We start from the raw sequence: 22,124 nt of genomic DNA, 5'->3' as shown, positions 1-22,124 counted from the left end.
CGCGTCGCCGGGATACTGCGGCGCACTGACGGCGCTTGCCAACGACGCGGGCGAAGGCCTACAAGGGATCCGTCGCCGGATGGAAAAGCCCCGCGGGCGCCCCCATCTGGTTTTGCAGTGAATCCAGGAGGCACACGCCCCATGTTCAGCAAGGATCTCGAATACAGCATCGGCCAGTGCTACAAGCGCGCCCGCGAGGCGCGCGACGAGTACATGACGGTCGAGCACCTGCTGCTGGCGCTGCTCGACAACCCGTCCGCGGAGACCGTCCTCAAGGCCTGCGGCGCCGATTTCCACCGCCTGCGCTCCGACCTGGAGCAGGCCATCGCCAGCTCCGTCTCGCGGCTGGCCGACGACGACGGTCGCGACACCCAGCCCACGCTGGGCTTCCAGCGCGTGCTGCAGCGCGCGGTCTACCACGTGCAGTCCTCGGGCAAGAAGGAGGTCAGTGGCGCCAACGTGCTGGTGGCCATCTTCGGCGAGAAGGACTCGCACGCCGTCTATTTCCTCAACCAGCAGGACGTCACCCGGCTGGACGTGGTGAACTACCTGTCGCACGGCATCGCGCGCACCGGCGAGGAGCCGCAGCCCGACTCCGGCGGCGACGCCGAGGCCAAGGCCGAGGGTGCCGAAGGCGAGGGCAAGGCCGACGCGCTGGAGGAATTCGCCAGCGACCTCAACGCAATGGCGCGCCAGGGCCGGATCGACCCGCTGGTGGGTCGTGCCGACGAGATCGAGCGCACCATCCAGGTGCTCTGCCGCCGCCGCAAGAACAACCCGCTGTACGTGGGCGAGGCCGGTGTCGGCAAGACGGCGATCGCCGAGGGCCTGGCCAAGCGCATCGTCGACGGCGAGGTGCCCGAAGTGCTGGCCAACGCCACCATCTATTCGCTCGACCTGGGCGCGCTGGTGGCCGGTACCAAGTACCGCGGCGACTTCGAGAAGCGCCTTAAGGCGGTGCTGGCCGCGATCGGCAAGCACGAGGGCGCGATCCTGTTCATCGACGAGATCCACACCATCATCGGCGCCGGTTCGGCCTCGGGCGGCACCATGGACGCGTCGAACCTGATCAAGCCGGCCCTGGCCTCGGGCGAGCTGCGCTGCATCGGTTCGACCACGTTCCAGGAATACCGCGGCATCTTCGAGAAGGACCGGGCGCTGGCGCGGCGCTTCCAGAAGATCGACATCGTCGAGCCCACCGTCGGCGAGACCTACGAGATCCTGCAGGGCCTGAAGCCGAAGTACGAGGCCCACCACGACGTGACCTATGCCGACGAGGCGCTGCAGGCCGCCGTGGACCTGTCGGTCAAGCACATCGGCGACCGCCTGCTGCCGGACAAGGCCATCGACGTCATCGACGAGGCCGGCGCCCGCCAGCGCCTGCTGCCGGAGAACGTGCGCAAGTCGCTGATCGACGTCGAGGAGGTCGAGACCATCGTCGCGCGGATGGCGCGGATCCCGGCCAAGCAGGTCAGCGCCTCCGACAAGGACGTGCTGCAGCACCTGGACCGCAACCTGAAGATGGTGATCTTCGGCCAGGATCCGGCGATCGACACCCTGACCAGCGCGATCAAGCTCGCGCGCTCGGGCCTGGGCAACCCGGACAAGCCGATCGGCAACTTCCTGTTCGCCGGCCCCACCGGCGTCGGCAAGACCGAAGTCACCCGCCAGCTCGCGCTGCAGCTGGGCATCGAACTGGTGCGCTTCGACATGTCCGAGTACATGGAGCCGCATTCGGTCAGCCGCCTGATCGGCGCCCCCCCGGGCTACGTCGGCTTCGACCAGGGCGGCCTGCTGACCGAGAAGATCGTCAAGACCCCGCACTGCGTGCTGCTGCTCGACGAGGTGGAGAAGGCGCATCCGGACATCTTCAACATCCTGCTGCAGGTGATGGACCGCGGCATCCTGACCGACACCAACGGGCGCGAGGCCAACTTCCGCAACGTGGTGCTGGTGATGACCACGAACGCGGGTGCGGCCCAGGCCGCGCGGCGCACGATCGGCTTCACCCAGCAGGACCACAGCACGGATGCGATGGAGGTGATCCGCAAGGGCTTCACCCCGGAGTTCCGCAACCGCTTGGATGCCATCGTGCAGTTCCAGCCTCTGGGCCTGGAGCACATCCTGCGCGTGGTCGACAAGTTCATCATCGAACTCGAGGAGCAGCTGCACGAGAAGGGCGTGAGCCTGGCGGCGACGCCGGCCGCGCGCGAGTGGCTGGCTCAGCACGGCTTCGACCCGCTGATGGGCGCGCGGCCGATGGCGCGCGTCATCCAGGACAAGGTGAAGCGGCCGCTGGCCGATGAACTGCTGTTCGGAAAGCTGCTGGGCGGTGGCCGGGTCTCGATCGACGTGGTCGATGGCGAGCTGGTGCTCGACGTGCAGGCCGAGCCGGAGAAGCTGCTGCCGGCTACCGTCGACTGACGGCGCTGCGCCCTCGCCAGTACCCCGGCACGGGCGCGACTGACCGGCCGGCGCTCGATCGATGGCACCGGCCGAAATGCTCGCGTGGGGATTGCACTCTGCAACAATCCTTGTAGAGTTGTATTCATGGACGATGAATCCGCCGTCTCCGCGCTGTCCGCCCTCGCGCATGCCGACCGCCTGGCCGCCTTCCGCCTGCTGGTTCGCGCCGGCTTCGAGGGCGTGCCTTCGGGCGCGATCGCCGAGGCACTGTCGATTCCGGCGACGCGCATGAGCTTCCACCTGGCGACGCTCGAGCGCGCGGGCCTGCTGCGCTGCTGGCGCGATGGCAGGCACGTCCGCTACGCCGCCAGCTACGACGACATGCGCGAGCTGCTGGCCTTCCTCACAGCAGACTGCTGCAACGGCAATCCCGAAATCTGTGCATGAGCACTTCCGAACCTCTCCTGGCCTGAGGCACCGGCATGGCGATCACGATCTACCACAATCCCGCCTGCGGCACGTCCCGCAACACCCTCGAAATGCTGCGCCAGTCCGGCGAGCACCCCCAGGTCATCGAATACCTGCGGACACCGCCCTCGCGCGAACGGTTGCTGGAGTTGATCGCCGCGATGGGCATCTCGCCGCGCGAACTCCTGCGCGAGAAAGGCACGCCGTATGCGGAACTCGGGCTGGATGACCCAGCGCTCCTCGACGAGGACCTGGTAGACGCAATGCTGGCGCACCCGATCCTGATCAACCGCCCGATTGTGGTCACCCGTCGCGGTGCGGCACTCTGCCGGCCGTCCGAAAAGGTGCTTGCGCTGCTCGACCATCCGGTGGCGTCGTTCACCAAGGAAGACGGCGAAGTGGTCACTGCAGGCGGGACGTTGACGTGAGCGATCCGGTTCTGATGGATCTGCCGAACATCGACCTCGCGCAGCTCGCCCCGATCGACGTGGACGCGCTGGCCGCCCCGGGCGATCCGGTGCACCCGCCACGCATCCTGATTCTTTACGGTTCGCTGCGCGAGCGTTCCTACTCGAGGCTGCTGGCCGAGGAAGCCGGCCGGCTCCTGCGCTGGTACGGCTGCGAGGTGCGAATCTTCGATCCACGCGATCTGCCGCTGCCCGACGGCGCGCCTGCGGACCATCCGAAGGTGGCCGAGCTGCGGGACCTCGCCGACTGGTCGGAGGGCATGGTGTGGATCAGCCCGGAGCGCCACGGCGCCATGACCGGCATCATGAAGGCGCAAATTGACTGGATTCCTCTGTCCCAGGGCGCGAAGCGGCCGACGCAGGGCAAGACGCTCGCGGTGATGCAGGTGTCCGGAGGCTCGCAGAGCTTCAACGCCGTCAACCAGCTGCGCGTGCTCGGCCGCTGGATGCGCATGGTGACGATCCCGAACCAGTCGTCGGTTGCGAAGGCCTACCAGGAATTCGACGAGGCCGGCCGCATGAAGCCGTCGGCCTTCTACCAGCGCGTCGTCGACGTGTGCGAGGAGCTGGTCAAGTTCACCTGGCTCGTGCGCGGCCGATCGGCCTACCTGACCGACCGCTATTCCGAGCGGGTCGAAACCGCCGAAGAGTTGTCCAGCCGCGTCAACCAGCGCGCCATCTGACCTCGGCGGAAGCGCACCGTGCTTGCCCTCGCGATCTTCATCGTGACCCTGGTGTTCGTCATCTGGCAGCCGCGCGGGCTCGGCATCGGCTGGTCGGCGCTCGCCGGCGCCGGCGTCGCCCTGGCAACGGGCGTCGTGGGCTGGGGCGACGTCGGTACGGTATGGGGCATCGTGTGGGATGCCACGTTCACCTTTGTTGCGCTGATCGTGATCTCCGTGATTCTGGACGAGGCCGGGTTCTTCGCCTGGGCGGCCCTGCACGTGGCCCGCTGGGGCGGCGGCAACGGCCGCAAGCTGTTCCCGCTGGTCGTCCTGCTCGGGGCCGCGATCGCCGCCATGTTCGCCAACGACGGTGCGGCCCTGCTGCTGACGCCGATCGTGCTGGCGATCCTGCTGCGACTGGATTTCCCGGCGGCTGGCGCGATGGCCTTCACCGTCACCTGTGGCTTCATCGCCGATACGGCCAGCCTGCCGCTCGTGGTGTCGAACCTGGTCAACATCGTCACCGCCAATTACTTCGGCATTCCCTTCGGCAGGTATGCCTCCGTCATGGTGCCGGTGAACCTGGTTTCGGTCGCCGTGACGCTGCTGGTGCTCTGGCTCTGGTTCCGTCGTGACATTCCTGCTCGATATCGCCTCGAGGCGCTGGAACAGCCGCGGCAGGCGATCCGGGACCCGGCGATCTTCCGGTCCGCGTTTCCGCTGCTCGCCCTGCTGTTGATCGCGTACTTCGTGACCGCTCCGTTCGGCGTTCCGATCGCGCTGGTCACGGGCGTCGCAGCGGTATTCATGATGGCGATTGCCGGCCGCTGGGGCAGCGGCGGCCGCGGCGCGAGCATCGGCCTGACGAAGGTCCTGCTCGGCGCGCCCTGGCAGATCGTGCTGTTCTCACTGGGCATGTACCTGGTCGTCTACGGCCTCGGGAATGCCTGGCTCACCAGCGCGTCCACGGCCGTCCTGACCTGGCTTGCCGCGCAGGGCTCGTTCGTGGCCACGATCGGGACCGGTGTTGCCGTCGCCATCCTCGCCTCGGTCATGAACAACATGCCGGCGACGCTCGTCGGTGCCCTGGCCATCGACGCGGCCGAAGTGCCGGCGCTGACCAGGGAATTGATGATCTACGCCAACGTCGTCGGCAATGACCTCGGCCCGAAGCTCACGCCGATCGGCTCGCTCGCGACGCTGCTGTGGCTCCACGTGCTGGCGGGCAAGGGCCAGCGGATCACGTGGGGCCAGTACATGAAGGTCGGGCTGATCCTGACCCCGCCCGTACTGCTGGCGACCCTGATCGCGCTCTGGATCTGGCTGCCGCTTGTACAGTGAGCGAAGCGGGGAGGCCCACGAATGAAAAAGGCGGCCTTCGGGCCGCCTTTTCTTCCGGCGCGCTGCGCGCCTTACTTCATGCGATAGGTGATGCGACCCTTGGTGAGGTCGTAGGGGGTCATTTCGACCTTGACCCTGTCGCCGGTGAGGATGCGGATGTAGTTCTTGCGCATGCGCCCGGAGATGTGGGCGATGATCTCGTGCCCGTTCTCAAGCTTCACGCGGAACATCGTGTTCGGAAGGGTTTCCGACACCGCTCCCTCGAATTCAATGACGTCGTCTTTCGCCATGCGTCCTGTACTGACCATTGCTGTGGGTCGGGCGCAAGGCCCGCAAGACGGCAATTGTCGCACGGACAGTGGGCAAGCGCAAAAGTTCCGTTAAGCGGACGGCAGGTTCTCGGCCAAGGGTCGGGCGAGGTCGGCGGCGGGTATCCGGCCGAAGGCCTCCTGCCAGGACCCCGTGCGGCCGGGCAGGGCGGTGAGCCTGTGTACTTCGGCCAGGAAATGCGTCCGCGGCCAGGACTGCGCGCCCAGGCTGACCAGGTGCGGGTTCTCGACCTGGGCGTCGATCAGCGGCCAGCCCCAGCCGTGCAGCACCCGGGCCAGCGCCGCCAGCGCGACCTTGGAGCCGCCGCTGCGGGCGCTGAACATGCTTTCGCCGAAGAACATCCGCCCCAGCGCCATGCCGTACAGCCCGCCGGCCAGGCGGCCGTCGCCATCGAGCACTTCGATCGAGTGCGCGTGTCCCAGCGCGTGCATGCGCGAATACGCTTCGCGCATGGCGCCGGTGATCCAGGTCCCGTGCTGGCCTTCGCGTGGCGCGGTGGCGCAGGCCTGCACGATGCCATCGAAGTCGCGGTCGGCGACCACCGTCCAGTCCGAACGCCGCAGCTGCCGCCGGAAGCGTGAGGACAGGCGCACGCCGTCGCTGGCGAACACGGTGCGGGGATCGGGCGACCACCACAGCAGCGGCTGGCCTTCGGAGTACCAGGGGAAGACACCGCTGGCATAGGCGGTGAGCAGGCGCTGCGGACTCAGGTCACCGCCGATGGCCAGCAGGCCGTCGGGCTCGCGCAGGGCGGTCGCCGGATCGGGGAACGGTGCCCCGGGCGCGGGATCGAGCAGGGCGGGCAGGGCCCGGCTCATGGCGCGCCCTGCCGGTCGCGGAACGGGGAACGCCCGGCGAGCGCCAGCGCCATGTCCGCAACCGCGGCCTCTTCATCCAGGCACCACTGCGCCAGCGGAACCCGGAGTCCGGAATCGGCGATCCAGTGCCGGCTGCGCACCGGCGTCGGCAGGAAGCCGCGGGCGATCTTGTGCTCGCCCTGGGCCCCGGGTTCGAAGCGGGTGAGGCCTTCGCGCAGGCAGTATTCGATGCCCTGGTAGTAGCAGGTCTCGAAGTGCAGGCCGGGCAGGTCGTGGGTGGTGCCCCAGTAGCGGCCGTACAGGGTGTCGCCGCCGCGCAGGCACAGGGCGCCGGCGATGGTTTCACCGTGGAGTTCGGCCAGCACCAGCACCAGTGCGCGCGGCATGCTGCGCGCCAGGTGGTGCAGGAATGCCAGGGTCAGCGCCGGCGAATTGCCGTAGTCGCTGAAGGTCTCCACATAGAAGCCGTGCATGGCCGCGAGGTCGTCGTCGCCCGCTTCGTCGCCGTGCAGGACCCGGAAGCGGACGCCCGCGCGCGCGACCCGCGCCCGCTCCTGGCGGATGTTCTTGCGATGGTGGCTGTCCATGTCGCCGAGGAAGGCGGCGAAGTCCGGCCAGCCGGCGTCGTTGCGCCAGTGGTACTGGATGTCGGTGCGACGCATCCAGTCCCCACAGAAGGCGGCGTCTTCGTCGGCGAGGTGGAAGTTGACGTGCGCCGACGACAGGCCAAGCGCGTGCGCGTCGCTGGCGATCGCCTCCAGCAGCCGATGGCGCGCCGCGTCCCCGCGGGCCAGCAGGCGCGGCCCGGTCACGGGCGAGTAGGGCACCGCGCCCAGCCACTTCGGGTAGTAGTCGAGTCCGTACTGTGCGTAGGCCTGCGCCCAGGCATGGTCGAACACGAACTCGCCGTGCGAATTCCCCTTCAGATAGCCCGGCGCCGCGGCGACCAGTTCGCCGCCGTCCCACAGGGTGATGTGCCGGGGCCGCCAGCCCCAGTGGGCGCGCAGGCAGCCGCAGGACTCCAGGCCCTCGAGGAAGGCGTGTGCGACGAAGGGGTTCCCGCCGTCGTGCAGGGCATCCCAGGCCGAGGCCGGGATGCCCGCCAGAGAGTCGTGCGCGCGCGCGACAGGCATGCCGGCGTTCAGCCGGTTCCCGCCGTTGCGCGCGGGGACTCAGGCATCCTTGTCGAGGAAGCGCTCGGCGTCGAGCGCCGCCATGCAGCCGAAGCCGGCCGAGGTGATGGCCTGGCGGTAGACCTGGTCGGCGACGTCGCCGGCGGCGAACACGCCCTTGACCGAGGTCTCGGTGGCGCCGCCGGACAGGCCGGAGCGGATCTCGAGGTAGCCGTTGTTCATCGCCAGCTGACCCTCGAACAGCGAAGTGTTCGGGGTGTGGCCGATGGCGACGAAGAAGCCGTGCACGTCGATCTCGCGGGTGCTGTCGTCCTGCACCGACTTCAGGCGCAGGCCGGTGACGCCGGCCTCGTTGCCCAGGACCTCGTCGACGACGTGGTGCCAGACCGGAACGATCTTCCCGGCATCGATCTTGGCCTGCAGCTTGTCCTGCATGATCTTCTCCGCGCGCAGGGTGTCTCGGCGGTGCACCAGGTAGACCTTGCGGGCGATGTTGGCCAGGTACAGCGCTTCCTCGACGGCGGTGTTGCCGCCGCCGACCACGGCCACGTCCTGGTCCTTGTAGAAGAAGCCGTCGCAGGTGGCGCAGGCGGAGACGCCGCGGCCCTTGAACGCCTCTTCGGACGGCAGGCCCAGGTACTTGGCGGTGGCGCCGGTGGCGATGATGATCGCGTCGGCCGTGTAGTCGCCGTTGTCGCCCTTCAGGCGGAACGGGCGCTGCGACAGGTCGGCGCTGTGGATGTGGTCGAAGACGGTTTCGGTCTCGAAGCGCTCGGCATGCGCCTGCATGCGCGCCATCAGGTCCGGGCCCATCAGGCCGTGGGCATCGCCGGGCCAGTTGTCGACCTCGGTGGTGGTCATCAGCTGGCCGCCCATCTGCAGGCCGGTGACGACGACCGGCTTGAGGTTGGCGCGGGCGGCGTAGACGGCGGCGGTCCAGCCGGCGGGGCCGGAACCGAGGATCAGCAGGCGGCAGTGCTTGGAAGTGGTCATGTATACTCGCGGGCCATGGAATCACGGCGTTGGGAAGCCCATAGCTTGGCGGCGCCGGGGCGGCAAGACAAGGCGCAGGCCGCGCTCGCCGCCGCAACGCAGGGTTCCCCGTAGACAGACGACGACTCGCCGCACATGCGGCGTTTTTTGTGCAGGACAGGAGAGAGAGATGCGCATCGGTGTTCCGAAGGAAACCAAGACCCTCGAAGGGCGCGTCGCCCTCGTCCCCGCCGCCGCCGGCGACCTGGTCAAGCGCGGCCACGAGGTGTGGCTGGAGAAGGACGCGGGCATCAAGTCCGGCTTCTCCGACGCCGAGTACACCGCCCTGGGCGTGAACATCGCCCCCGACGCTGCCGCGCTGTACGAAAAGGGCGAGATGATCGTCAAGGTCAAGGAGCCCATCGCCGGCGACCTCCAGCACCTGCGCCGCGACCACCTGCTGTTCTGCTACCTGCACCTGGCCGCCGAGCCGGCGCTGACCCGCCAGCTGCTCGACATCGGCCTGACCGGCGTCGCCTTCGAGACCGTCGAGCTGCCCAACGGCGAACTGCCGCTGCTGGCGCCGATGTCGGTGGTCGCCGGCCGCATCGGCGTCCAGGTCGGCACCCACCTGCTGCACCAGCCCGAGGGCGGCAAGGGCAAGCTGCTAGGCGGCCTGCCGTCGACCGAGCGCGGCAAGGTCGTGGTCTTCGGCGCCGGCAAGGCCGGCGGTGCCTCGGCGGCGCTGGCCGCGGCCGGTGGCGCCAACGTCACCGTGTTCGAGATGCGCCAGGACCGCATGGACGAAATGATGCGCGTGGGCAACAACGTCACCGCCCTGTACCCCTACCACGACGTGGTGGCGCGCGAGGTGGCCGCGGCCGACCTGGTGATCGGCGCGGTGCTGGTCACCGGCGCCAAGGCGCCGCACGTGCTGACCCGCGACATGCTCAAGGCCATGGAGCCGGGCAGCGTGCTGGTCGACATCGCCATCGACCAGGGCGGCTGCTTCGAGACCTCGCGCCCGACCACCTGGAAGGAGCCGACCTACGTGGAGGAGGGCGTGACCCACTTCTGCGTGACCAACATGCCCGGCGCCGTGCCGCAGACCTCGTCGCAGGCGATCTGCGCCGCGATCCTGCCGTGGGTGAACAAGCTGGCGGCCGGCGGCGACTGGCAGTCGAACCCGGCCTTGGCCCGCGGCGTGAACGTGGCCGGGGGCCAACTGGTGCATCCGGCCCTGCTCGACATGGCGGTCTGAGGCGCATCTGCGCCGGAATGTGATTAGAATCATCCCATTGCGAGCACTTCTTAAGGCCTGATCACACGTGGCAGCACGCCCGGCAACGGAACGCGGTACCCGGCGCAAGCGCAAGGCGGCGCCGGCGGAGGCCGCCTCCGCGCCCAATCCCCGCAGGCAGAAGCTGCTGCGCGACATCGCCCTGATCGCGATCGCGCCGCTGCTGGTCTACCTGCTGGTGTGCATGGTCACGTACTCGCCCAGCGATCCCGGCTGGAGCAATGCCGGCAGCCTGACCGCGCCGCTGAACAACTACGGCGGCCGGGTCGGCGCCTGGATCGCCGACGTGCTGCTGGGGCTGTTCGGCCATGTCGCCTTCGTGCTGCCGCTGATCCTGGGCGCTGTGGCGTGGATCGCGCTGTTCGGCATGGACACCGATGGCGACGGGGAGCCCGACCTGGGCCCGGCGCTGCGCCTGGCCGGCATTGTCGGCTTCATCGTGTCCTCGACCGGGCTGCTGTACCTGCGCATCGGCGCGGTGGAAGGCATGTCGGCCGGGAGCGGCGGCATCCTCGGGCGCCTGGTGGGCAATTCGCTGTACTCGGCCTTCGGGCCGGTGGGCGGCAACCTGTTCCTGCTGGCCCTGCTGCTGGTGTCGGTGACGCTCGCCACCGGGCTGTCCTGGTTCAGGGTGATGGACGTCGTCGGCGGCTGGGTGCTGAAGCTGCCGGCGCTGTTCCGCCGCGGCAGCAAGCAGGCCAGCGAGTGGCAGGAGGCACGTGCGCACCGCGAGGAGCGCACCGAGGTCCGCAAGGTCGATACCGAACTGCGCGCGAAGCGCGAGAAGGTGCGGATCGAACCGCCGCCTGCGCCGGTGGTCGAAAAGAGCGACCGCGCCAAGCGCGAGCAGCAGATCCCGCTGTTCAACGTCGGCGACGGCAGCGGCATCCCGCCGCTGGCCCTGCTCGACGATCCCAAGCCGCAGCCCAAGGGCTACGACGAGGAGACGCTTGAGACCCTGTCGCGGCAGATCGAGTTCAAGCTCAAGGACTTCCGCATCGACGCCCAGGTGGTCGGCGCCTACCCCGGCCCGGTCATCACCCGCTTCGAGATCGAGCCGGCGCCGGGGATCAAGGTCAGCCAGATCAGCTCGCTGGACAAGGACATCGCGCGCGGGCTGTCGGTGAAGTCGGTGCGCGTGGTCGACGTGATCCCGGGCAAGTCGGTGATCGGCCTGGAAACGCCGAACACGCACCGGGAGATGATCTACCTCTCCGAGCTGCTGCGCTCGAAGGAATACGACAAGGCCTCCAGCCTGCTGACGCTGGCGCTGGGCAAGGACATCGCCGGCCGGCCGACGGTGGCCGACCTCGCGCGCATGCCGCACCTGCTGGTCGCCGGCACCACCGGTTCGGGCAAGTCGGTGGCGGTGAACGCGATGGTGCTGAGCCTGCTGTACAAGGCCTCGGCCAAGGACCTCAGGATGCTGATGATCGACCCGAAGATGCTGGAGCTCAGCGTCTACCAGGGCATCCCGCACCTGCTGGCGCCGGTGGTCACCGACATGAAGGAGGCCGCGAATGGCCTGCGCTGGTGCGTGGCCGAGATGGAGCGCCGCTACAAGCTGATGAGCGCGGTGGGCGTGCGCAACCTGGCCGGCTTCAACAAGAAGGTGAAGGACGCCCAGGACGCCGGCCAGCCGCTGCTCGATCCGCTGTTCAAACCGAACCCGGAGATCGACGAGGTCGCGCAGCCGCTGGAAACGCTGCCCTTCATCGTGATCTTCATCGACGAATTCGCCGACATGATGATGATCGTCGGCAAGAAGGTGGAGGAGCTGATCGCCCGCCTGGCACAGAAGGCGCGCGCCGCCGGCATCCACCTCATCCTGGCCACGCAGCGGCCGTCGGTGGACGTGATCACCGGCCTGATCAAGGCCAACATCCCCACGCGCATCGCCTTCCAGGTCTCCAGCAAGATCGACTCGCGCACCATCCTCGACCAGTCCGGCGCCGAGACCCTGCTCGGCCACGGCGACATGCTCTACCTGCCGCCGGGCACGGCCATGCCTGAGCGCGTGCACGGCGCCTTCGTGTCCGACGAGGAAGTTCATCGCGTGGTCGAGAACCTGAAACAGTCCTCCGGTGGCCCGGACTACATCGAAGGCGTGCTGGAGGAAGTGCAGACCATGGGCGACGGCGTGGTGGTCGGCGCCACCGGCCTGCCGGAAGCCTCGAGCAGCGGCGACGAGAGCGATCCGCTGTACGACGAGGCCGTGCGCGTGGTCACCGAGACCCGGCGCGCCTCGATTTCCGGCGTGCAGCGCCGGCTGAAGATCGGCTACAACCGCGCCGCGCGCCTGGTCGAGGCGATGGAGGCCGCGGGCGTGGTGTCCGCGCCGGAGCACAACGGCGACCGCAGCGTGCTGGCTCCACCGCCGCCGCAGTAGGGCGCTGCCGCATCGGCCGCGATCGGCCGACCTTTCCGATGCTTGACGCCAGCGCCAGCGCCGCGTGACCCCCCATTCAGCGTCCCCGTCGCACACTCCGCACCGCAATCCCCGGAATGGAGCTTCCCCATGATCCGCAAGCGCTACTGGCTGGCCGCGCTGGCCCTGCTGTCCCTGGTTGCCGGCACCGCCTTCGCGGGTGCCCGCGATGACCTGAACGCCTTCGGCAAGGGCCTGAAGGGGCTCGATGGCCGCTTCGAACAGAAGCTCTACGACCTCGACGGCCGGCTCAAGGAAACCTCGACCGGGCGCGTGGCGCTGTCTGCGCCGCGCCTGTTCCGCTGGGAGTACAGCACTCCCTACGAACAGCTCATCGTCGCCGACGGTGCCAAGGTCTGGGTCTTCGATCCCGACCTCGAGCAGGTGACCGTGCGCGCCCAGGGACCGGAGGAGCAGAACAGCCCGCTGGCGGCGCTGCTCGATCCCGCGAAGCTGGAGCGCGACTTCAACGTGCGCGAAGGTGGCGACGCCGAGGGCCTGTCCTGGCTGCTGCTGTCGCCGCGCGACAGCGAGCAGGCCAGCTTCAGCAGTGCCCGCCTGGGCTTCCAGGGCCAGTCCCTGCAGCGCATGGAGGTGGTGGACAGCCTGGGGCAGCGCTCCGAACTGGTGTTCAGTGGCTGGAAGCGCAACCCGGCGTTCAACGAAGCGACCTTCCGCTTCATACCGCCGGCGGGCGTGGACGTGGTCGGCGAGGGCTGAGTCCGCGCCGCCGACCCGGGCGGCCTGTATCGCGACGGCGTCGGCGGGACATGTCCCCCTCTGCGTCGTTCGCGCGTTGTAACTCCATGCCGGCAGTCCACCACGCCACACTGCTGCTCCTGGCCATGCTGTCCGTCGTCCGTGCCCCCTGTGCGCCGACGGCAGCCGGGGAGGGCGCGGCCAGGGGCGGGGGGCTGCCGACACCACTTCCCGCGTACCGCCGCGGGGACGGCCTTGGTATCGTGGCGCCCTTGATCAGCTGGACGCGACGTGCCCCGCAAGCAAGCCCCTGATGCCGGCAGCCCCGGCCTTCTTCCCCCCGACACCGAAGCCCTCGCGCTGCGCCCGCTCGCCGAGCGCATGCGCCCGCGCACGCTCGACGAGATGGTCGGCCAGAGGCGCCTGCTTGCGCCCGGTTCGGCGCTGCGCCGGGCCGTCGAGTCTGGCCGCGTGCATTCGATGGTGCTGTGGGGGCCGCCGGGCTGCGGCAAGACCACGCTGGCGCTGCTGCTGGCCGAATACGCCGACGCCGAGTACCGGGCGATCTCCGCGGTGCTCACCGGCCTGCCGGACGTGCGCAAGGTGCTCGCCGAGGCCGAGCACACCTTCGCCGGCGGTCGCCGCACCGTGCTGTTCGTCGACGAGGTGCACCGCTTCAACAAGGTGCAGCAGGACGCCTTCCTGCCGCACATCGAGCGCGGCACGATCATCTTCGTCGGTGCCACCACCGAGAACCCGTCCTTCGAGCTGAACTCGGCGTTGCTGTCACGCTGCCGGGTACACGTGATGGAGGCGGTGTCGCCGGAGGACATCGGCATCGCGCTGCGCCGGGCGCTGGACGATGCGGATCGCGGCATTGGCGGGCGCGGCATCGTGATCGGCGACGCCCAGCTGCAGCTCATCGCCACCGCCGCCGATGGCGACGTGCGCCGCGGACTGACCCTGCTGGAGATCGCCGCCGAGCTGGCGGGCGAGGGCGGCACCATCACCGACGACACCCTGGCCCAGGTGCTGGCCGACCGCAGCCGCCGCTTCGACAAGGGTGGCGACCACTTCTATGACCAGATATCGGCGCTGCACAAGTCGGTGCGCAGCTCCAATCCCGACGCCGCGCTTTACTGGCTGGCGCGCATGCTCGACGGCGGCGCCGATGCCAGCTACCTGGCGCGCCGGCTGACGCGGATGGCGGTGGAGGACATCGGCCTGGCCGATCCGCGTGCGTTGACCATGGCGCTCGAGTCCTGGGACGCCTACGACCGCCTGGGCAGCCCCGAGGGCGACCTCGCCCTGGGCCAGCTGGCGATCTACCTGGCCAGCACCGCCAAGTCGAACGCCGCCTACAAGGCCTTCGGCGAGGCGAAGCGCGACGTGGCCGAACACGGCAGCGCCGAGGTGCCGATGCACCTGCGCAACGCGCCGACGAAGCTGATGAAGCAGCTCGGCCACGGTAGCGGCTACCAGTACGACCACGACGTCGAAGGCGGGGTGGCGCTGGGGCAGACCGGCTTCCCGGATTCGATGGGCGAGCGCGTCTACTACCGTCCGGTCGAGCGCGGCCTGGAGATCAAGCTGCGCGAGAAGCTTGAGCGCCTGCGCGCTGCGCGCAGGAACGGCGGTTCCTGACACCCGCCCCAGGATCGTTGCTATCGCGGCGGCGGCAGGCAGCCCAGCGCCGCGAGCGGCCCGGCGAGCGCGGGGATGTGCATGAGCCAGGGCGCGGCCAGCGTCAGCAGGCCCGCGGCCAGCACCACCCCGCCCAGCGCCATCCGCCACGGCCCGCGCTGCAGCCACTGCCCCAGGCGCGCGCCCGACCACGTCAGCGAAACCATCAGCGGCAGGGTGCCCAGGCCGAAGGCGGCCATGGTCAGGGCGCCGTTGCGGGCGTCGGCCTGCAGCCAGGCCGCGGCCAGCATCGTGGTGCTGAGGCCGCAGGGCATCCAGCCCCACAGCACGCCCAGCGCGACCCGCTTCACCGCGGTGTCGGCCGGCAGCAGTGGGCGCTGAAGGACGCGCAGGCGCTGCCACAGCGCGGCGCCGGGGCGTCCGAGGAAGGACAGCTTGCCGCTGCGGTCGAGCAGGCGCAGGGCGACCAGCACCAGCACCACGCCGACCATCATCCGCGCGCCGAAGGCCAGCCAGGGGCTGCGCGCCGCGGCCAGGATACCGCCGCCGACGCCGCCCGCGATCGCGCCCGCCAGCACATAGCCGCCGACGCGCCCCAGGTTGGGCTGCAGCGCCGACCACCCGCCGCGGTGGCCCCGCATGGCCGAGAAACCGGTGGCGATGCCGCCGCACATGGCCGCGCAGTGCACGCCGCCCATCAGGCCGGCGAGGAGCGCGGCGCCGATGGCGAGCCAGTCAATCGGCATGGCCGGAGCGGGAGTGCGGGCGCGTGTCATCACCTGCATCGTCCGGCTGCCCGGGCGGCTGGTCGGTGGCGTCGTCGCGCAGGATGTCGATGGCCGCGGCGTCGAGGTTCTCGAACTGGCCCTTGCGCACCGCCCAGCGGAAGGCCCAGACCGCGACGCCGAGCAGCACCAGGCTCACCGGGATCAGGAACAGCAGGATGTTCAAGCCGCACCTGCCCGCGCCAGGCGCAGCGCGTTGACGGTGACGATCAGCGAGGACAGCGCCATGCCCAGAGCCGCCACCCAGGGCGTCACCAGGCCGGCGGCGGCCAGTGGAATGGCGACAAGGTTGTAGCCCAGCGCCCAGGCCAGGTTCTGGCGGACGATCGCGCGGGTGCGCCGCGCCAGGCGCACGGCGGCCGGGATGCGCAGCAGCGAGGGCGCAGTCAACACCAGGCCGGCGGCACGGTGGGCAAGGGCGGCCCCACTGCCGATGGCGATGGAAACGTCGGCGCCGGCCAGCACCGGCGCGTCGTTGAGGCCGTCGCCGACCATGGCCACCACCCTGCCGTCGGCCTGCAGATCGCGCACGCCGCGGAGCTTGTCCTCGGGCGACTGCCGGGACGCGGCGCCTTCGATGCCGATGCGGTGGGCGAAGGCGGCCACCGGCACCGCTGCGTCGCCGCTCGACAGGTGCACCGCCACGCCCAGGCCGCGCAGCGCGGCGACGGCCGCGGCGGCATCGGCGCGCGGCGGCTCCTCGAGCACGAAGCGCGCGACGGCGTCGTGGCCGTCGCCCAGCCACAGCGCACCGTCATCGTCGCCGCCCGACGCGAAGTCGGCGCGTCCCAGGCGCCAGGAGCGGCCGTCGACGCGGGCGGCGATGCCCAGGCCCGGATGCTCCTCGACGGCATCGACCGCGAGGCCGCCATCGTGTCCGGCGAAGGCGCGCGCGATCGGGTGCAGGCTGTCGCGCTCCATGGCTGCCGCGATTTCCAGCGCATCCTCTATCTCGAAGCCGCCGAAGGCCTTCGCTCCGGACAAGCTTGGCGCACCGCTGCCCAGGGTGCCGGTCTTGTCGAAGACGATGTCGGTCGCCGTGGCCAGCGCCCCCAGCGCATCCGCATCGGTCGACAGTACGCCCAGCTTCGCCAGCGCACCGTGGGCGACGGCGAGCGAGGTCGGCACCGCCAGCGACAGCGCGCAGGGGCAGCTGATCACCAGCAGGGCGATGGTGACCTCGAGCGCGCGCGACGGGTCGTGGATGCGCCAGCCGATGAAGACCAGCGCCGCGGCCAGGAGGATGCCGGCCACGAAGCGGCTGGACACGGCGTCGGCCAGCTGCGCGACCTTCGGGCGATGCGACTGGGCGCGTTCGACCAGGGATTCGAGCTGCGACAGCCGGGTGCCGGCGCCGACCTGTTCGATGCGGATCCGCGCCGGTGCCTCGCGGCAGACGGTGCCGGCGTAGATGGTGTCGCCGGGCAGGTGCCGCACCGGGTGGGATTCGCCGGTCAGCAGCGCTTCCTCGAAGCGGGCGGCTTCGTCGAGCAGGATCCCATCGGCGGGCACGGCGTCGCCGGCGGCGATGCAGGCGATGTCGCCGGGTGCCAGCGCTGCCGTCGGCACGACCTCGCGGCTGCCGTCGGCCAGTTCGCGCGTCGCCAGCGCCGGCCGTGCGCGCGCCAGGGTGTCCACCTGGGCCACCGCGATGCGCCGCGCACGCTGCTCCAGCATGCGCGCGCCCAGCAGCAGGAAGACGAACATCACCGCCGCGTCGTACCAGACGTGGGCGCCGCCGCGCAGGGTCTCGAACACGCTGGCGAAGTAGGCCAGCAGGGTCGAGCTCGCGATCAACGTATCCATCCCCAGGTGGCGGTTGCGCAGTTCGCGCAGCATGCCGGCGATGAAAGGCCAGCCGCACCAGAACACCACCGGGGTCGACATCAGCAGGGTGACCCAGCGGAAGAAGTCGCGCGTGGCCAGCGGCATCTGCCGGTACACGTCCAGGTACAGCGCCTCGGCGAACATCATCGCCTGGATCGAGACCAGGCCGGCGACGCCGATGCGCAGCAGGTCGCGGTTGCGCTGTGCGCGGCGCTCGCGTTCGCGCGCGTCGCCGCTGGCGAGGTAGGGCGCATAGCCCAGGCTGGCCAGGCGCCGGAGCGGGGCCGACAGCGCCGTGCGCGCCGGGTCCCAGGCGATGCGGATGCGGCCGGTGACGGCGTTGGCCACCACTTCGAGCACGCCCGGTTCGCGGGCGAGCGCGCGGTCGACCAGCCAGGCGCACGCGGCGCAGCGCATGCCATCGGTCAGCACCGTGATCTCGCGGCCGCCGTCGACGTCGCGCACGTGCCCGGACTGGATGTCGTCGCGGTCGAAGGCGGCGAGCTGGGCGTCCAGGTCGGCGACGCGGCCGCCCGGTTCGGAGCGCAGGCGATAGTAGTCGACCAGGTGGGCGTCGCGGATCCACTGCGCGGCCGCGGCGCAGCCGTCACAGCAGAAGCGGCGCGGCGCGCCGTCGATGCGCGCGGTGGCGGGGACCGCCGGCAGGGCCTCGCTGCAGTGGAAGCAGCCGCGGTCCACGCCCTGCACGTCGCGAACGGCGGCGGCCGTGGCGACCGCGCCGGCGTTCACATCACTCCCGCTCGCCGGAAAGCGCCGGCTTCACGTGTGCCGCGCGCTGCCCCTTGGGCAGGCGGCCCTGCAGGCGCCAGGGCGTGCCCTCGGGCATCAGCTCCAGCTTCCAGTCGTGCTCCAGTCCCACCTCGGCCTCGACCCGCCAGCCGTTGTCGCTGGGCGCGACGCGCAACTCCAGGTCGGAGGCGGCGAGGGTGGGGTGGCGCAGGCGCAGGCGCAGCGGCTGGCTGCGGTCGTAGTCGCCGGTCACCGGCAGCACCTCGACGTAGCCCGCGTCGATGCGGACGATCGCGCTCAGCCGCAGGTCGCGGGCGCGGGCGTCGGGACCGAGGTCGGTGACCTGGATCTGCGCCGTGCGCTGGACCACGTCGCCGACCGAATCGCTGGCGTCGCGCGTGGCCAGGCTGACCAGGATCACGCCGGCGACCACGGAGGCCAGCGGCAGGCCGAGTACCAGCCACATCATGGGTTCGCGCCAGAACGGCCGCTTCTGCTTGTCGCTTTCGCTCGTCATCACATGGGTCCGAAGAAGCTGCTGTCGACCGTTTCGCTGGTTTCGCCGTCCAGGGTCTCGACGCGGAAACTGAGCGCCTGGCGGCCCTTGACCGAGTCGGGGGCGGCGACCACCGCCGGCACGCTGATCACCTGCTGGGCGTCGGCATGCACCGCGTCCAGGCCCCGGCCGCGGAGGACCGTGCCCGGGGCGCCACCTTCGATCACGATGCGGTACGTGGCGTCATTGTCGCTCTTGTTGACCAGCTTGATGGTGTAGTCGTTCTCGACCTGGCCGTCGCCGACCACGCGATAGAGCGCGTTGCGGTCGCGGAGCACCTCGACGATCAGCGGGCTGCGCGTGTTCACGCCCACCACCCAGGCCACGACCAGCGCCAGCAGCAGCGCGCCGTAGACCAGCACCCGTGGCCGCACCACGCGCGTGGGCTTGCCGTCGATCGCGTTCTGGGTGCTGTAGCGGATGAGCCCGCGCTCGAAGCCCATCTTGTCCATCACGCTGTCGCAGGCGTCGATGCAGGCGCCGCAGGCGATGCATTCGTACTGCAGGCCGTTGCGGATGTCGATGCCGGTCGGGCAGACCTGCACGCACATGGTGCAGTCGATGCAGTCGCCAAGCTCGTCGGGCGCGAACTTCGGCAGCGGCTCGGCCACCTGGCCGGCTTCGGCGAGGGTGATCGTGCCCGCCGCCTGCACGCGGTTGTCGGCCGCGGTAGGGTGCAGCGCCGAGCGGAACACGTAGTCGTAGGCGGTGACCTGGTCGAGCAGGGCACGGCCGCGGGCGGCGATGCTGCCCAGGCCGCGCTTGCGCGGACCACGCGGTTCGCCGCGCATCGGGTCGTAGGCGATGATCAGGGTGTTGCGGTCGAACATCGCGCTCTGGAAGCGCGCGTAGGGGCACATGTACTTGCAGACCTGCTCGCGCAGGAAGCCGGCGTTGCCCCAGGTGGCGAAGGCGTAGAACAGCACCCAGAAGGTTTCCCAGCCGCCCCATTCCAGCCGCGGCAACCGCGCGCCCAGCTCCGTGATCGGCGTGAAGAAACCGACGAAGGTGAAGCCCGTCCACAGCGCGAACACGGCCCACAGCAGGTGCTTGCTTCCCTTGCGCAGCAGCTTCTCCCGGGTCCACGGGCCGGCGTCGAGCTTCATCCGCTTGTTGCGGTCGCCCTCGGTCCAGCGCTCCATCCACAGGAACACCTCGGTCCACACCGTCTGCGGGCAGGCGTAGCCACAGAACAGGCGCCCGGCCAGGGCGGTGAAGAAGAACAGCGCCAGCGCCGCGATGATCAGCAGCAGCGCCAGGAACAGGAAGTCCTGCGGCCAGAAGGTCAGGCCGAAGACGTGGAACTTTCGCGCGGGCAGGTCGAACAGCACCGCCTGGCGGCCGTCCCAGCGCAGCCAGGGAAAAACGTAGTACATGCCCAGCAGCCAGAACACGGCCGCCAGGCGCAGGTTGTTCAGGCGTCCGGAGACTTCGCGCGGATAGACCTTGCGCTCGCTGACGTACATCGAGCCGCCGTCGTCGCCGGCGAGCTCCAGGGGGATGCGACGGTTCATTTCTCTCTCGGGAGCGCCTTGTTGTAGCGACTCGCCGGACGCAGCAGGATCCAGGTGAAGAGGCTGGAGGCCGCAGTGGCGATCCAGAACATGAAGAAGGCGATCGAATACCCCAGGCTGCGGCTGATCTCGACGCCGGGGAAGGTGATGTCACGCAGCAGCAGCGGGTCGACGAAGGCGGAGAACACCATCGTCGCCACGCCGGCGGCGAAGAAGCTGGGCCACAGGATCGCACCCACCCGCTGCGCCATGGGGCGCGGCGGGTGGTCGAAGCCTGGTCCTGGCAGGGGGCTCACTGGACCTCCGTTCGTGGCTCCGCGCTGGAACTGTTGGACAGCGACCAGACATAGGACGCCACCAGGCGCGAGCGGGTCTCGCCCAGCAGTTCGCGGTGGGCCGGCATGACGCCGTGGCGGCCCCTGTTGATCGTCTCCATGATCGATTCCAGGGAGTTGCCGTACATGCTGTAGGCATCGGTCAGGTCGGGCGAACCCAGGTCCGTGTTGCCCTTGCCGTCCACGCCATGGCAGGCCACGCAGACACCTTCGTACAGGCCCTTGCCCTGGGCGGCGAAGAAGTCGTTCTCCGGCACCTCGCCGGCCAGCGCGCGGACGTAGGTGGCCACCGAGAGCACGGCGTTGTCGCCGCCCATGCCGGTGAGCACCGTGCCCCATTCGGGCATGACGCCCTCGCGGCCGTCGAGGATGGACTCCAGGATGCGGTCTTCGCTGCCGCCCCAGTGCCAGATGTCGTCGGTCAGGTTCGGGTAGCCGATCGCACCCTGCGCGGACGAGCCGTGGCAGGTGGCGCAGGTGTTGGCGAAGATCGCGCGGCCCAGCTGCACGGCGCGCGGGTCGCCGGCGAGCTCGGAGATCGGGCGGCCGTCATAGGGACGGAAGGTCTCGGCGAGGACGGCGTCCTGCTTCGCCTTGTCGGCGTCGTGCTCGCCGGCCGAGGTCCAGTTGCCGAAGCCCTTGAAGTTGCCGAAACCCGGGTACCAGAGCAGGTAGCCGATCGAGAACACCATCGTCAGGTAGAAGCCGATGATCCACCAGCGCGGCAGCGGCTTGTTGTACTCGGTGATGTCGCCGTCCCAGACGTGGCTGGTGTCGTCCGGCTTCGGGTCGCCCGGGCGACGGCGGCTGGTCCATGCCAGCAGGGCCCACAGGCCGGCGATGTTGAGCAGCACCAGCGCGATGACGTAAACGCTCCAACCGGTGGTCATTGCCCGGGCTCCTCGGCATCGTCCTCAAGGGGCAGCCGTGCGGCTGCGTCGAACTCGGCCTTGTGCGAAGGCCGCCACATCCAGATCCAGCCGCCGACGAACAGCAGCAGCAACGCCAGCGTGATGAGACCGCCCGTCATTGCGCGTCCTCCGTGGAAGCGGCGGACGCCGCGGTCGGCGCGTGCCGGCCCAGGCCCTGCAGGTAGGCGACGACGGCGTCGAGCTCGGTCTTGCCGGCCACCGCGTCGGGCACGCCGGCGAGGTCCTCGTCGGTGTAGGGATCGCCCAGGCGCTGCAGGTTGCGCATGTTGCGGGCGACCACCTCGGCCTTGACCGGCGTGTCCGCCAGCCAGGGGAAGGAGGGCATGTTCGACTCCGGCACCACCGCGCGCGGATCGATCAGGTGCACGCGGTGCCAGTCGTCGGAATAGCGGCCGCCGACGCGGGCCAGGTCCGGGCCGGTGCGCTTGGAACCCCACTGGTGCGGGCGGTCGTAGACCGACTCGCCGGCCAGCGAGTAGTGGCCGTAGCGCTCGGACTCGAAGCGCAGGGTGCGGATCATCTGCGAGTGGCAGTTGTAGCAGCCCTCGCGGACGTAGATGTCGCGACCGGCGAGTTCGAGCGCCGGGTAGGGCTCGACGCCGGGCAGCGGCTCGATCGCCTCGGCCTGGTACATCAGCGGAACGATCTCGGCGAGGCCGCCGAAGGACACGGCGACGGCGATCAGGCCGATCATCAGGCCGACGTTCTTCTCGATCTTCTCGTGCGCGTTGGGGGTGGTCTTGTGGTCGCTCAT

22 protein-coding genes are annotated in these 22,124 nt (G+C 69.9%); 9 read left to right on the top strand and 13 right to left on the bottom strand.

Translation table 11 applies throughout. From position 1 onward, the window contains the following. Positions 1–141 precede the first annotated feature (141 nt). The 5 genes from clpA to E2170_RS06740 all read left to right on the top strand — a co-directional run bounded on the left by clpA (position 142) and on the right by E2170_RS06740 (position 5,347). The gene (clpA, locus tag E2170_RS06760) at positions 142–2,424 is read left to right on the top strand and encodes an ATP-dependent Clp protease ATP-binding subunit ClpA (protein WP_132999800.1); all 2,283 of its coding nucleotides are present in this window, start codon (positions 142–144) and stop codon (positions 2,422–2,424) included. A gap of 126 nt (positions 2,425–2,550) precedes the next feature. After that, entirely contained in the window at positions 2,551–2,853 is a 303-nt protein-coding gene (locus E2170_RS06755) for an ArsR/SmtB family transcription factor (protein ID WP_132999799.1), read from the top strand. A gap of 35 nt (positions 2,854–2,888) precedes the next feature. After that, on the top strand, positions 2,889–3,302 hold the full coding sequence (arsC, locus tag E2170_RS06750; protein WP_132999798.1) for an arsenate reductase (glutaredoxin): 414 nt from the start codon (positions 2,889–2,891) through the stop codon (positions 3,300–3,302). 14 nt (positions 3,303–3,316) lie between these two features. After that, positions 3,317–4,024, top strand: a complete 708-nt coding sequence (gene arsH / locus E2170_RS06745) for an arsenical resistance protein ArsH (protein WP_207914949.1) — start codon at positions 3,317–3,319, stop codon at positions 4,022–4,024. Positions 4,025–4,042: 18 nt separating this feature from the next. Next, a complete protein-coding gene (locus tag E2170_RS06740) occupies positions 4,043–5,347 on the top strand; it encodes an arsenic transporter (protein WP_132999796.1) in 1,305 nt (434 codons plus the stop codon). 71 nt (positions 5,348–5,418) lie between these two features. On the opposite strand, the gene infA is transcribed toward E2170_RS06740, so the two are convergent. From infA to trxB, 4 genes are all read right to left on the bottom strand, one after another. Continuing rightward, a complete protein-coding gene (gene infA, locus E2170_RS06735; protein ID WP_055248081.1) occupies positions 5,419–5,637 on the bottom strand; it encodes a translation initiation factor IF-1 in 219 nt (72 codons plus the stop codon). Positions 5,638–5,727: 90 nt separating this feature from the next. Further along, entirely contained in the window at positions 5,728–6,495 is a 768-nt protein-coding gene (aat, locus tag E2170_RS06730; protein ID WP_132999795.1) for a leucyl/phenylalanyl-tRNA--protein transferase, read from the bottom strand. Then, positions 6,492–7,628, bottom strand: coding sequence for a GNAT family N-acetyltransferase (locus E2170_RS06725; RefSeq protein WP_132999794.1), 1,137 nt, complete (start codon positions 7,626–7,628; stop codon positions 6,492–6,494). Before E2170_RS06725 ends, aat begins: the two co-directional genes overlap by 4 nt. A gap of 39 nt (positions 7,629–7,667) precedes the next feature. Next, positions 7,668–8,621 carry a thioredoxin-disulfide reductase gene (gene trxB, locus E2170_RS06720; RefSeq protein ID WP_132999793.1) on the bottom strand — a complete coding sequence of 318 codons (954 nt, stop codon included), beginning with the start codon at positions 8,619–8,621 and terminating at the stop codon, positions 7,668–7,670. 169 nt (positions 8,622–8,790) lie between these two features. Here trxB and ald point away from each other — a divergent pair, with 169 nt between their 5' ends. The 4 genes from ald to E2170_RS06700 all read left to right on the top strand — a co-directional run bounded on the left by ald (position 8,791) and on the right by E2170_RS06700 (position 14,671). Beyond that, positions 8,791–9,861 (top strand): alanine dehydrogenase, encoded by a 1,071-nt coding sequence (gene ald, locus E2170_RS06715; RefSeq protein ID WP_132999792.1) that lies wholly within the window; start codon positions 8,791–8,793, stop codon positions 9,859–9,861. 67 nt (positions 9,862–9,928) lie between these two features. Further along, positions 9,929–12,289, top strand: coding sequence for a DNA translocase FtsK (locus tag E2170_RS06710; protein WP_132999791.1), 2,361 nt, complete (start codon positions 9,929–9,931; stop codon positions 12,287–12,289). Between the two features lie 129 nt (positions 12,290–12,418). After that, entirely contained in the window at positions 12,419–13,048 is a 630-nt protein-coding gene (gene lolA, locus E2170_RS06705; protein ID WP_132999790.1) for an outer membrane lipoprotein periplasmic chaperone LolA, read from the top strand. 360 nt (positions 13,049–13,408) lie between these two features. Further along, positions 13,409–14,671: a replication-associated recombination protein A gene (locus tag E2170_RS06700; RefSeq protein ID WP_484496902.1), complete on the top strand. Its 1,263-nt coding sequence runs from the start codon at positions 13,409–13,411 to the stop codon at positions 14,669–14,671. A 20-nt stretch (positions 14,672–14,691) separates the two neighbouring features. Here E2170_RS06700 and E2170_RS06695 read toward each other — a convergent pair whose 3' ends face one another. From E2170_RS06695 to ccoO, 9 genes are read right to left on the bottom strand one after another with little or no spacing between them, the layout of a single operon-like run. Next, complete coding sequence (locus tag E2170_RS06695; protein ID WP_132999788.1) at positions 14,692–15,417, bottom strand: sulfite exporter TauE/SafE family protein; 726 nt, start codon at positions 15,415–15,417, stop codon at positions 14,692–14,694. Beyond that, a complete protein-coding gene (gene ccoS / locus E2170_RS06690) occupies positions 15,407–15,622 on the bottom strand; it encodes a cbb3-type cytochrome oxidase assembly protein CcoS (RefSeq protein WP_132999787.1) in 216 nt (71 codons plus the stop codon). The genes E2170_RS06695 and ccoS overlap by 11 nt, the downstream gene beginning before the upstream one ends. Then, a complete protein-coding gene (locus E2170_RS06685) occupies positions 15,619–18,033 on the bottom strand; it encodes a heavy metal translocating P-type ATPase (RefSeq protein WP_243708076.1) in 2,415 nt (804 codons plus the stop codon). The genes ccoS and E2170_RS06685 overlap by 4 nt, the downstream gene beginning before the upstream one ends. Before the next feature lies 1 nt (position 18,034). Beyond that, positions 18,035–18,550 (bottom strand): FixH family protein, encoded by a 516-nt coding sequence (locus tag E2170_RS06680; RefSeq protein ID WP_132999786.1) that lies wholly within the window; start codon positions 18,548–18,550, stop codon positions 18,035–18,037. Next, positions 18,550–20,103 (bottom strand): 4Fe-4S dicluster domain-containing protein, encoded by a 1,554-nt coding sequence (locus tag E2170_RS06675; protein ID WP_132999785.1) that lies wholly within the window; start codon positions 20,101–20,103, stop codon positions 18,550–18,552. Before E2170_RS06675 ends, E2170_RS06680 begins: the two co-directional genes overlap by 1 nt. Beyond that, positions 20,100–20,354, bottom strand: a complete 255-nt coding sequence (locus tag E2170_RS06670; protein ID WP_133000059.1) for a hypothetical protein — start codon at positions 20,352–20,354, stop codon at positions 20,100–20,102. Before E2170_RS06670 ends, E2170_RS06675 begins: the two co-directional genes overlap by 4 nt. 41 nt (positions 20,355–20,395) lie before the next feature. Beyond that, on the bottom strand, positions 20,396–21,328 hold the full coding sequence (gene ccoP / locus E2170_RS06665; protein WP_132999784.1) for a cytochrome-c oxidase, cbb3-type subunit III: 933 nt from the start codon (positions 21,326–21,328) through the stop codon (positions 20,396–20,398). Then, positions 21,325–21,468: a cbb3-type cytochrome oxidase subunit 3 gene (locus tag E2170_RS06660; protein WP_132999783.1), complete on the bottom strand. Its 144-nt coding sequence runs from the start codon at positions 21,466–21,468 to the stop codon at positions 21,325–21,327. Before E2170_RS06660 ends, ccoP begins: the two co-directional genes overlap by 4 nt. Next, positions 21,465–22,124 carry a cytochrome-c oxidase, cbb3-type subunit II gene (gene ccoO / locus E2170_RS06655; protein ID WP_132999782.1) on the bottom strand — a complete coding sequence of 220 codons (660 nt, stop codon included), beginning with the start codon at positions 22,122–22,124 and terminating at the stop codon, positions 21,465–21,467. Before ccoO ends, E2170_RS06660 begins: the two co-directional genes overlap by 4 nt.

This window comes from Luteimonas arsenica (assembly GCF_004352825.1).
GTDB lineage: Bacteria > Pseudomonadota > Gammaproteobacteria > Xanthomonadales > Xanthomonadaceae > Luteimonas > Luteimonas arsenica.
The sequence above is the reverse complement of the archived record's forward strand: the minus strand, read 5'-3'. Positions and strand labels throughout refer to the sequence as shown.

What these genes read in the sequence shown, in the direction of transcription:
- clpA (WP_132999800.1), top strand. Translation starts at nt 142, where the DNA reads ATGTTCAGCAAGGATCTCGAATACAGCATCGGCCAGTGCTACAAGCGC.
- E2170_RS06755 (WP_132999799.1), top strand. Translation starts at nt 2,551, where the DNA reads ATGGACGATGAATCCGCCGTCTCCGCGCTGTCCGCCCTCGCGCATGCC.
- arsC (WP_132999798.1), top strand. Translation starts at nt 2,889, where the DNA reads ATGGCGATCACGATCTACCACAATCCCGCCTGCGGCACGTCCCGCAAC.
- arsH (WP_207914949.1), top strand. Translation starts at nt 3,317, where the DNA reads ATGGATCTGCCGAACATCGACCTCGCGCAGCTCGCCCCGATCGACGTG.
- infA (WP_055248081.1), bottom strand. Translation starts at nt 5,637, where the DNA reads ATGGCGAAAGACGACGTCATTGAATTCGAGGGAGCGGTGTCGGAAACC.
- aat (WP_132999795.1), bottom strand. Translation starts at nt 6,495, where the DNA reads ATGAGCCGGGCCCTGCCCGCCCTGCTCGATCCCGCGCCCGGGGCACCG.
- E2170_RS06725 (WP_132999794.1), bottom strand. Translation starts at nt 7,628, where the DNA reads ATGCCTGTCGCGCGCGCGCACGACTCTCTGGCGGGCATCCCGGCCTCG.
- trxB (WP_132999793.1), bottom strand. Translation starts at nt 8,621, where the DNA reads ATGACCACTTCCAAGCACTGCCGCCTGCTGATCCTCGGTTCCGGCCCC.
- ald (WP_132999792.1), top strand. Translation starts at nt 8,791, where the DNA reads ATGCGCATCGGTGTTCCGAAGGAAACCAAGACCCTCGAAGGGCGCGTC.
- lolA (WP_132999790.1), top strand. Translation starts at nt 12,419, where the DNA reads ATGATCCGCAAGCGCTACTGGCTGGCCGCGCTGGCCCTGCTGTCCCTG.
- E2170_RS06700 (WP_484496902.1), top strand. Translation starts at nt 13,409, where the DNA reads ATGCGCCCGCGCACGCTCGACGAGATGGTCGGCCAGAGGCGCCTGCTT.
- E2170_RS06695 (WP_132999788.1), bottom strand. Translation starts at nt 15,417, where the DNA reads ATGCCGATTGACTGGCTCGCCATCGGCGCCGCGCTCCTCGCCGGCCTG.
- E2170_RS06680 (WP_132999786.1), bottom strand. Translation starts at nt 18,550, where the DNA reads ATGACGAGCGAAAGCGACAAGCAGAAGCGGCCGTTCTGGCGCGAACCC.
- E2170_RS06675 (WP_132999785.1), bottom strand. Translation starts at nt 20,103, where the DNA reads ATGAACCGTCGCATCCCCCTGGAGCTCGCCGGCGACGACGGCGGCTCG.
- E2170_RS06670 (WP_133000059.1), bottom strand. Translation starts at nt 20,354, where the DNA reads ATGGCGCAGCGGGTGGGTGCGATCCTGTGGCCCAGCTTCTTCGCCGCC.
- ccoP (WP_132999784.1), bottom strand. Translation starts at nt 21,328, where the DNA reads ATGACCACCGGTTGGAGCGTTTACGTCATCGCGCTGGTGCTGCTCAAC.
- E2170_RS06660 (WP_132999783.1), bottom strand. Translation starts at nt 21,468, where the DNA reads ATGACGGGCGGTCTCATCACGCTGGCGTTGCTGCTGCTGTTCGTCGGC.
- ccoO (WP_132999782.1), bottom strand. Translation starts at nt 22,124, where the DNA reads ATGAGCGACCACAAGACCACCCCCAACGCGCACGAGAAGATCGAGAAG.